This is a genomic window from Pseudomonas tehranensis, from assembly GCF_014268615.1.
GTDB classification, from domain to species: domain Bacteria; phylum Pseudomonadota; class Gammaproteobacteria; order Pseudomonadales; family Pseudomonadaceae; genus Aquipseudomonas; species Aquipseudomonas tehranensis.
Window position 1 is genome coordinate 1 of sequence record NZ_JABWQV010000239.1, and the last position, 7,753, is coordinate 7,753.

The 7,753-nt window shown below is 60.0% G+C and carries 9 protein-coding genes; 4 read left to right on the forward strand and 5 right to left on the reverse strand.

The genetic code is table 11. The features are described from left to right. Window positions 1–55: 55 nt before the first annotated feature. From rssC to HU811_RS22750, 3 genes are all read right to left on the reverse strand, one after another. Window positions 56–538 (reverse strand): anti-sigma factor antagonist RssC, encoded by a 483-nt coding sequence (gene rssC, locus HU811_RS22740; protein WP_047227232.1) that lies wholly within the window; start codon window positions 536–538, stop codon window positions 56–58. Beyond that, on the reverse strand, window positions 538–1,719 hold the full coding sequence (gene rssB, locus HU811_RS22745) for a two-component system response regulator RssB (RefSeq protein ID WP_092403215.1): 1,182 nt from the start codon (window positions 1,717–1,719) through the stop codon (window positions 538–540). Before rssB ends, rssC begins: the two co-directional genes overlap by 1 nt. 345 nt (window positions 1,720–2,064) lie before the next feature. After that, on the reverse strand, window positions 2,065–2,754 hold the full coding sequence (locus HU811_RS22750) for an MlaA family lipoprotein (protein ID WP_092403217.1): 690 nt from the start codon (window positions 2,752–2,754) through the stop codon (window positions 2,065–2,067). A 199-nt stretch (window positions 2,755–2,953) separates the two neighbouring features. On the opposite strand from HU811_RS22750, the gene pcrP reads away from it, so the two are divergent. Then, the gene (pcrP, locus tag HU811_RS22755; protein ID WP_092403219.1) at window positions 2,954–3,574 is read left to right on the forward strand and encodes an HAD superfamily inactivated hydrolase PcrP; all 621 of its coding nucleotides are present in this window, start codon (window positions 2,954–2,956) and stop codon (window positions 3,572–3,574) included. A 109-nt stretch (window positions 3,575–3,683) separates the two neighbouring features. Further along, a complete protein-coding gene (locus tag HU811_RS22760; RefSeq protein ID WP_092403221.1) occupies window positions 3,684–3,947 on the forward strand; it encodes a DUF4404 family protein in 264 nt (87 codons plus the stop codon). Between the two features lie 172 nt (window positions 3,948–4,119). Here HU811_RS22760 and queF read toward each other — a convergent pair whose 3' ends face one another. Continuing rightward, on the reverse strand, window positions 4,120–4,950 hold the full coding sequence (queF, locus tag HU811_RS22765; protein ID WP_092403223.1) for an NADPH-dependent 7-cyano-7-deazaguanine reductase QueF: 831 nt from the start codon (window positions 4,948–4,950) through the stop codon (window positions 4,120–4,122). Between the two features lie 61 nt (window positions 4,951–5,011). Continuing rightward, complete coding sequence (copI, locus tag HU811_RS22770) at window positions 5,012–5,533, reverse strand: copper-resistant cuproprotein CopI (RefSeq protein ID WP_092459118.1); 522 nt, start codon at window positions 5,531–5,533, stop codon at window positions 5,012–5,014. Window positions 5,534–5,684: 151 nt separating this feature from the next. Here copI and HU811_RS22775 point away from each other — a divergent pair, with 151 nt between their 5' ends. Continuing rightward, entirely contained in the window at window positions 5,685–6,365 is a 681-nt protein-coding gene (locus HU811_RS22775) for a heavy metal response regulator transcription factor (RefSeq protein ID WP_092459115.1), read from the forward strand. Further along, window positions 6,362–7,714, forward strand: coding sequence for a heavy metal sensor histidine kinase (locus HU811_RS22780; RefSeq protein WP_186658202.1), 1,353 nt, complete (start codon window positions 6,362–6,364; stop codon window positions 7,712–7,714). Before HU811_RS22775 ends, HU811_RS22780 begins: the two co-directional genes overlap by 4 nt. Window positions 7,715–7,753 lie beyond the last annotated feature (39 nt).

Here is a 7,753-nt window from a genome sequence, read left to right on the forward strand (position 1 = left end):
TGTGGGAGCGGGCTTGCTCGCGATGAGGCCGGCTCAGTCTACGCAAACCTATGAATCAGGGCCGCTCCAGCGCGCTCACCAGGTCATGGAACGCTTCACGATTGGAATCGTTCAGCCCCATGAGGATCTTATGGGCTTCGAGCACCTTGATCCGCACTTCCTCTTCCGATTGATCCTGATCGGGTAGATCGTCCAGGCACTCAGGGCATGGCACGGGATCGCCGACGATATTGAATACCTGGTCGAAGCCCATCGATTGCAGCAACCGGGTGATGTCGTTGTGGGTGGTGACCACGGTCGGCAGCAGGCCGACCTTTTGCCGCGACAGGATCGACAGCTTGGCCAGCAGGCCCAGGGTGGTGCTGTCGATGCTGCGGGTTTCGGTCAGGTCGATCACGATGGCGTTGAAGTTCAACGCGGTGAAGATCCGCTCAATAGTCGCATCCAGCGCCGAACAGAGGGTCAGGCGCACTTCACCGACAAACTTCAGGACAAAGGTGCCGTCCTGCTCGGCGAACTGGATTCTACCGGTACTCATCAAAGATTCCTGCTCAACACTAACAGGGCGATATCATCCGGCATCTCCCCTAGCGTGGCTAATCCAAACACTTGACGCAAGCCTTCCAGGCTGCCGCCCGCTGCGCTTACCCGTTCAGGCAAGGCCGCTTCTTTCTCTTTGAGTGTAGGTTCTGACAAAAGGTCCAGAATGCCATCAGACATCAGCGTCAGGCTGAAGGTCGAGGGCAGTTCCAGCACGTGGTCTTCGTAGGTGGCCTCGTTGAACAGACCCACCGGCAAACCGCGCCCTTCCAGGTAACGAACACTGTCTGGCGTATACAACACAGGCAACGGCAGATGACCGCCGATGCTATAGGTCAACAAACCCGTCTCCTCGTCGATGACTCCACCGACCATCGTGACGTGTTTGCCCAGCTTACAACTGATCAGGCCCCGGTTGATATGACCAAGGACTTCTGAAGGCTTGAACTCAGGCAACGTGCCGTTGCGCTTGGATTCGAACAGCAGGCGCGTGGTCATGAACTTCAACAGGACCGTCACGAACGCTGACGACGCGCCATGGCCGGAAACGTCCGCCAGGTAGAACGCCACTCGACGTTCATCGACCCGGAAATAGTCGACGAAATCCCCCGACAGATACAAAGACGGGATGATCTGGTGGGCAAACCGGAAATCGTCGACGGTCCAGGGACTGACCGGCAACATGTTCATCTGCACCTGGCGGCCGGCGTTCTGGTCTTCCTGCAACAGGTTCAGGCTGGCTTCCAGCTCGCGGTTGGCGGTTTCCAGCTTCTCGCGATAACGCTGGTTCTCCACCAACAAGCGCGAACGGTCCAGGGCCCGGCGCACCGAGTGCTCGAGCACGGCCAGGTCTTCCAGGGGCTTGATCAGGTAATCGGCCGCGCCCAGGCGCAACGCCTCGACCGCGTCATTCATCACGCCCGCGCCCGAAACCACGATGACCGGGGTCTGCGAGGAAAGCTCGGTGACCTGGCGAATGAGTTCGAGTCCGCCCATCTGCGGCATGCGCAGGTCGCAGATGACCAGGTCGGGCTTGTCTTGCTCGAATACCTGAAGACCCTGTTGACCGTTGCTGGCCTGCAGGACGCTGAAACCACTGTCTTCCAAGTAGGCTGCGAGGCTGGCTCGCACCACTTCGTCATCATCGATTATCAGCAGCGTGGCACTGGTTTTTGGCATGTGGGCAAACGGCGCCAGAATTAGGTTGGCGTAGCGGGCTGGGCAACTGGGCCTGGCGCTGGCTACTGGATTCGCTTTCTAGCCTCTCTGTCGCACCGCACGCAGGTCCTTGTCCTACACACAGTTACATCAGAGGTGCCCTTCTAAGGCGCAGACGGTACTCCCATCCGCGGGGCGTTTCAAGCTCATGCAGATAGCCGCTCGCCGTCTTGGTTTGTCAAAGTACAGAGAGTTATAAGAACCGGGCGAAGCGTAACTCAATGGAAGGTTGGATCCCTGCTTAAACAGTGCCTCAAAACAAAGAAGGCGGCCCTGAGGCCGCCTTCCTGGGGTTACCGGGCGAAGTTAAAAATCATCTTCGACCTGGCCATCCTTGACCTTGAATTCACGGTTTTGCAGGAAGGCGTTGCGGATAAACACGTACTTGTCGCCACTCACCAATTTTTCGGCGGACAACAGACTGGCGCGGGTATCCACGATGTTGAGGCCGAAGATTGAGTTACGCACCGAGACGTTGTCGATGTAACGATAGGGGGCCGCGTAGTTATCGACGAACTTGGCCGGCGCGTCACGCAGGGTGCTTGGCCCCAGCAATGGCAGCATGACGTACGGGCCACTGCCCACGCCCCAGTAACCCAGGGTCTGGCCGAAATCTTCATCACTGCGTTGCAGACCCATCCGGGTACCCACGTCGAAGAACCCCAACAGGCCGAAGGTGGTGTTGAAGATCAACCGCGCCGTGTCGACCCCTGCAGCAGCCGGCTTGGCCTGCAATACATTGTTGGCCAGATTGCCCACGTCGCCGATGTTGCGGAACATGTTGTGGATGCCGTCTTCGAGAAATTGCGGCGTCACGTACTGATAACCCTGGGCCAGCGGCTTGAGCGCGTAGGTATCAACGGTGTCGTTGAAGGTAAAGATCGGGCGGTTGATGCTTTCCCAAGGATCGTCTTCCGTTGCGGCCTGGGCGGCGAAGGGGACTAGCAGGACGCAGGCAGACACACACAGCTGAGCTAGACAATGGCTCCAGCGCATAGGGAAAACTCCTTGGATTATTCAGGCAAGGGCGCCGAGCCCAGGCGGTAAGGGGGCTAGTATAAAGCGGAACGCTTGGATAGACAGCACTGAAAGAGAAGCTGCTCGTAGGATTTTTCCGCACCCGGCGCCTTCATTTCACTGTCATTGGACTGTCATTGAGACACGTTAGGCTGCGGGATATTTCAAGGACGTTCCCATGCCCCGCGCCGAAACCCTGCCCTTGCCCGCTCCCAGCCTGACCGCCGTACTGTTTGGCTTGAGCGGTTGTCTGGTGGATTTCGGGGCAAGGGCGCGACAGTCAGGAGCAGTGCCAACCGAGCATTCGCAGCCAACCCCCGGCGCCCTCGAAAGCCTGCGCCTTCTGCAGCTTCAGGAGATTCCCTGCGCCTGGCTCGACGAACTGCCCCCCGCCGTCAGTCATAGCCTGGCAGCTTCGTTACCGGCGTGGATCAAATCGCCGCAACTTCCAGCAACAAATTATCCGTGGCCGGCCCCGCATGCCTGCTGGCAGGCCTTGATGGCGTTGAACGTCCAGCAATTGGACGGTTGCGTGCTGGTCAGCGGCGAGCCTCGCTTGTTGCAGTCGGGGCTCAATGCCGGCTTGTGGACCATCGGGCTGGCGTCCTGCGGCTCGCTGTGTGGCCTGGCGCCGAACGAATGGCAGATCCTGAGCCAACAGGAACGCGAGACCAAGCGCGCCAGGGCCACCGTGCAGTTGTTCGGTCTGGGGGTGCATTCGGTGATCGATCACCTGGGTGAACTCGACACCTGCCTGGCGGATATCAGCCTGCGTCGGCTCAAAGGTGAAAAGCCCTGACCGAGATCATGCAGGGTGCACGAGGGTGGATTACTCTTAAGGCAAGCCACGGACTTTTGACGCACCGTCGCGGTCCATGGCTGTGCCTATCAATAAAGGGAGTACGCCAATGCCTGCCCGCGAATTGCAGAAACAACTTGATGAACTGCGCGAGCAATTGGAACAGAACCCGCCGCTTTCGGGGCCTGAACGCGAGAATCTGCATCAACTGATGATTCAGCTCGAAGCCGAGATCGAACTGGATAACAAGCTGCAGAACAATGACCTGGTCGATGGCGTGAACCTGGCCGTCGAACGCTTCGAACTGGATCACCCCGCCATTGCCGGGACTTTGCGCAACATCGTGCAAGCCTTGGGCAATATGGGAATCTGAACCCGCCGGATGCAAAAAAGCCCCGCTATCAACAGCGGGGCTTTTCAGTTTCAACGATATGAAATCCACTCTCCTGTGGGAGCGAGCCTGCTCGCGAAAGCGATGGTACATCCAACACAGATGTCGACTGACACACCGCATTCGCGAGCAAGCCCGCTCCCACATCAGATCTTCATTGCCGGACCAGGCGATGGTTCGGCAGCTGTACCTCTTCGGTACTGCGATACGGGTTGATGTCCAGCCCACCGCGCCGCACATAGCGCGCATACACCGTCAATTTTTCCGGTTTGAGCAATCGCTGCAGGTCGAGAAAGATCCGTTCCACGCACTGCTCGTGGAAATCCGAATGCTGGCGGAAGCTGACGATGTAGGCCAACAGGCTGGCAGGGTCCAGCGCCGCACCGCGATATTGCACCGCCACGCTGCCCCAGTCTGGCTGGCTGGTGACCGGGCAATTGGATTTGAGCAGATGACTGTGCAGACTTTCCTCCACGATGCGCGACTCGTCGCAGCGCAGCAGCTCCGGGCGCGGATGCGCGTAGGAGTCGACGCTGATGTCCAGGTCATCGATGCATACGCCGGGCAGCGCCACGACACCTTCACTCTCCACCTCTTTCAGGCTGCGGATGCGCACGCCCACCGGTTTACCGGCGGCCGCCGACAGGTCCTGGCGCAGGGTCGCTTCCAGGCTCGCGGTATCAGCGAAGGGCGTCTGGTTCAGCGAGTTGAGGTACAGCTTGAAAGATTTGGATTCGATGATGTTCGGTGAATCCGCCGCGATTGCGAACTCGCCAATGGCCACCACCGGTTTGCCGGACGGCAGCAGCCACGACAGCTCGAAACAGTTCCAGAAATCCACACCCTTGTATGGCAGGGTCTCGGCCGTCAGGCCCAGTTCCGCCCACTTCGCGGTGCGCGGGATCGGAAACAGCAGTGACGGCGTGTACGTGGCGATGTATTCGCTGGATTTGCCCAGCGGCGAATGTTCGGCTGCGGGATGCATGACGGAAACCTGACTGAAGAATCAGCCGATTCTATCAGCCTTTGCCCCAGCCTTTGAGTGCTTACTGACTGACTGTCAGATTGCCTTTCATACCGGCCTGGTAATGGCCGGGCACATTACAGGCGAATTCCAGGCGCATGGCTTTGTTGAAGGTCCAGGTCAACTCGGCGGTTTTGCCCGGTTCCACCAACACGCTGTTGGGGTCTTCGTGGCGCATACCGGCCTGGCCGTGTCCCATTGAGCCATGGTTCATCCCTGGTTTCATTGCGGTCGGGGTCAACTGCCCGTTCTGTTGCATCTTGAGCATTTGCTGCTGATGTTCGGCGTGCATCGCGGTATTGCCCAGGTTGAACTCATGCAACAACTGACCGTTATTGATCAGTACAAACCGAACGGTCTCCCCAGCCTTGATATCAAGCGCACCGGGATCGAACGTCATGTCCCCCATCACCACATCGATGCTGCGAGTGGCCTTGGCCGCCGATGCAGGCTGGCCGAAATCAAAATGGCCCGGTGACGCCCACGTGGGCGTACTGAGCACCAGTGCAAAGGCGGCCAGGATCAAGCGGTTTGCCATTAACATGTCCATACTCCTGTGGGATTGAGCTTGGGGGAACTCTATCCCTGTACACCTGCCAATCGGCTGACGGCTCGATTACAACTTTGTCAGGTAGCGCCACGGCCCCGCCCGACGCGGTATAACGCCCTCGTTCCAACAACGCCTTGAGCTGCCCATGAAACTGCTGATCGTCGAAGACCAAACCAAAACCGGCCAATACCTGCGCCAGGGCCTGACCGAAGCGGGGTTCAACGCCGATCTGGTGGCCGATGGCATTACTGGTCAGCAACTGGCCTTGAGCGGCGAATATGCCTTGCTGATCCTCGATGTGATGCTACCCGGCCGCGATGGCTGGCAGATTCTGCAGGCCGTGCGCGGGGCCGGCCTGGATACACCGGTGCTGTTTCTCACGGCGCGGGATGCGGTTCAGGATCGCGTGCATGGCCTGGAGTTGGGCGCCGACGATTACCTGGTCAAACCCTTTGCCTTTTCCGAACTACTGGCACGAGTCCGCAGCCTGTTGCGCCGGGGTAGCTCGGCACCCCAGGAAACCAGCCTGCGACTGGCAGACCTGCGCCTGGACCTGATCCGCCGCCGCGTCGAACGTAGCGGCCGGCGCATCGACCTGACGGCCAAGGAGTTCGCGTTGCTGGAGCTGCTCCTGCGTCGCCAGGGCGAGGTCCTACCCAAATCCCTGATCGCTTCCCAGGTCTGGGATATGAATTTCGACAGCGACACCAACGTCATCGAAGTCGCGATACGGCGCCTGCGAATCAAGATCGACGATGACTTCCCCAGCAAGCTGATCCACACCGTGCGGGGCATGGGGTATGTGCTTGAAGAGCGCAGCCTGTGAGGGGGCGTTGGTCGCTGAGCAGCCGGCTGGCGCTGCTGTTCGCCGCCTGCACCGCCGTGGTGTCCCTATTTGCCGGCGTGCTGTTCAGCCGTGGCAGCGAGGCGCACTTCATCGAGCTGGATCAGCAACTGCTCGAAGGCAAACTGATCGGCCTGCGTCGCGCCCTGCAAGGGCTTGATGCCGAGCAAACCCAAAGCCGTCTGGCAGATGAGCTCAGTCGCCAGGCCGACCTGGCCTTGCGCATCAAGGATCGCGATGGTGTGCGCTGGTACGACAGTTCGCTGCGGATTCCGGCGCAATTGCCGGAGCGTCCCGGCCTGTCCACCCTCAGCGATGCCGACACTGACTACCGGGTATTGAACGCGCCGTTGTACCCCGAGCGCGCGGACTCGCCGCAACTGACGCTGCTGCTGGACATCACCCACCACCAGCACTTCCTGCAACGCATGCAACGCCTGATCTGGCTGACAGTCGGCCTCTCGGCCCTGGCTACCGCCCTGCTCGGCGCCTGGGCCGCCCGGCGCGGCTTGCGCCCGTTGCGGCGCATGGGGACCATCGCCGGCAGCGTCTCGGCCCGTTCGCTCAATGCCCGACTGCCGGAAGAACACATGCCCGCCGAACTGGCGGAACTGGCCCACAGCATCAATGACATGCTCCGACGTCTCGATGATGCGTTTCAGCGGCTCTCGGCGTTCTCTGCCGACATCGCTCATGAATTGCGCACCCCGTTATCGAACCTGTTGACCCACACCCAGGTGACCCTCACCCGCGAACGCTCGCTGGAAGACTATCGCGAAGCGTTGCACAGCAACCTTGAAGAGCTGCAATGGATGGCGCAATTGGTCAACGACATGCTCTACCTGGCCAAGGCTGACCACGGCTTGCTGGCACCCTGCCGTGAACCGCTGGAGCTGGCTCAGGAAGTGGATCTGCTGCTGGAGTTTTTCGCCCCGCTGGCCGAAGACGCCCACGTGCGCTTGAGCCGTGAAGGCAACGGCAGCATCGAGGGCGACCGCAGCATGTTGCGCCGAGCCCTTTCCAACTTGCTGGACAATGCTTTGCGCTTCACGCCTAACGGTGGCGAAGTACGGGTACATATTGTCGAGGATGTTGGGCAGGTTCAGGTGAACGTGGAGAACAGCGGTGACGGGATTTCAGCGGATTTGCTGCCGCGTTTGTTCGACCGCTTCTATCGCGCCGACCCGGCCCGCCAGGAAGGCAGCAGTGAACACGCGGGGTTGGGACTGGCCATCACCCGCTCCATCGTCCGCGCCCATGGCGGGCAGATCCGCTGCGAATCGGCCGATGGCTGGACGCGGTTTTTGATTGAGTTGCCGAAGGGGGATTAAGCCCGACGCTCCCTGTGGCGAGGGGATTTATCCCCGCTG

Bases quoted from the DNA above. Each gene is read 5' to 3' on its own strand.
- rssC (WP_047227232.1), bottom strand. From the start codon at position 538: ATGAGTACCGGTAGAATCCAGTTCGCCGAGCAGGACGGCACCTTTGTC.
- rssB (WP_092403215.1), bottom strand. From the start codon at position 1,719: ATGCCAAAAACCAGTGCCACGCTGCTGATAATCGATGATGACGAAGTG.
- HU811_RS22750 (WP_092403217.1), bottom strand. From the start codon at position 2,754: ATGCGCTGGAGCCATTGTCTAGCTCAGCTGTGTGTGTCTGCCTGCGTC.
- pcrP (WP_092403219.1), top strand. From the start codon at position 2,954: ATGCCCCGCGCCGAAACCCTGCCCTTGCCCGCTCCCAGCCTGACCGCC.
- HU811_RS22760 (WP_092403221.1), top strand. From the start codon at position 3,684: ATGCCTGCCCGCGAATTGCAGAAACAACTTGATGAACTGCGCGAGCAA.
- queF (WP_092403223.1), bottom strand. From the start codon at position 4,950: ATGCATCCCGCAGCCGAACATTCGCCGCTGGGCAAATCCAGCGAATAC.
- copI (WP_092459118.1), bottom strand. From the start codon at position 5,533: ATGTTAATGGCAAACCGCTTGATCCTGGCCGCCTTTGCACTGGTGCTC.
- HU811_RS22775 (WP_092459115.1), top strand. From the start codon at position 5,685: ATGAAACTGCTGATCGTCGAAGACCAAACCAAAACCGGCCAATACCTG.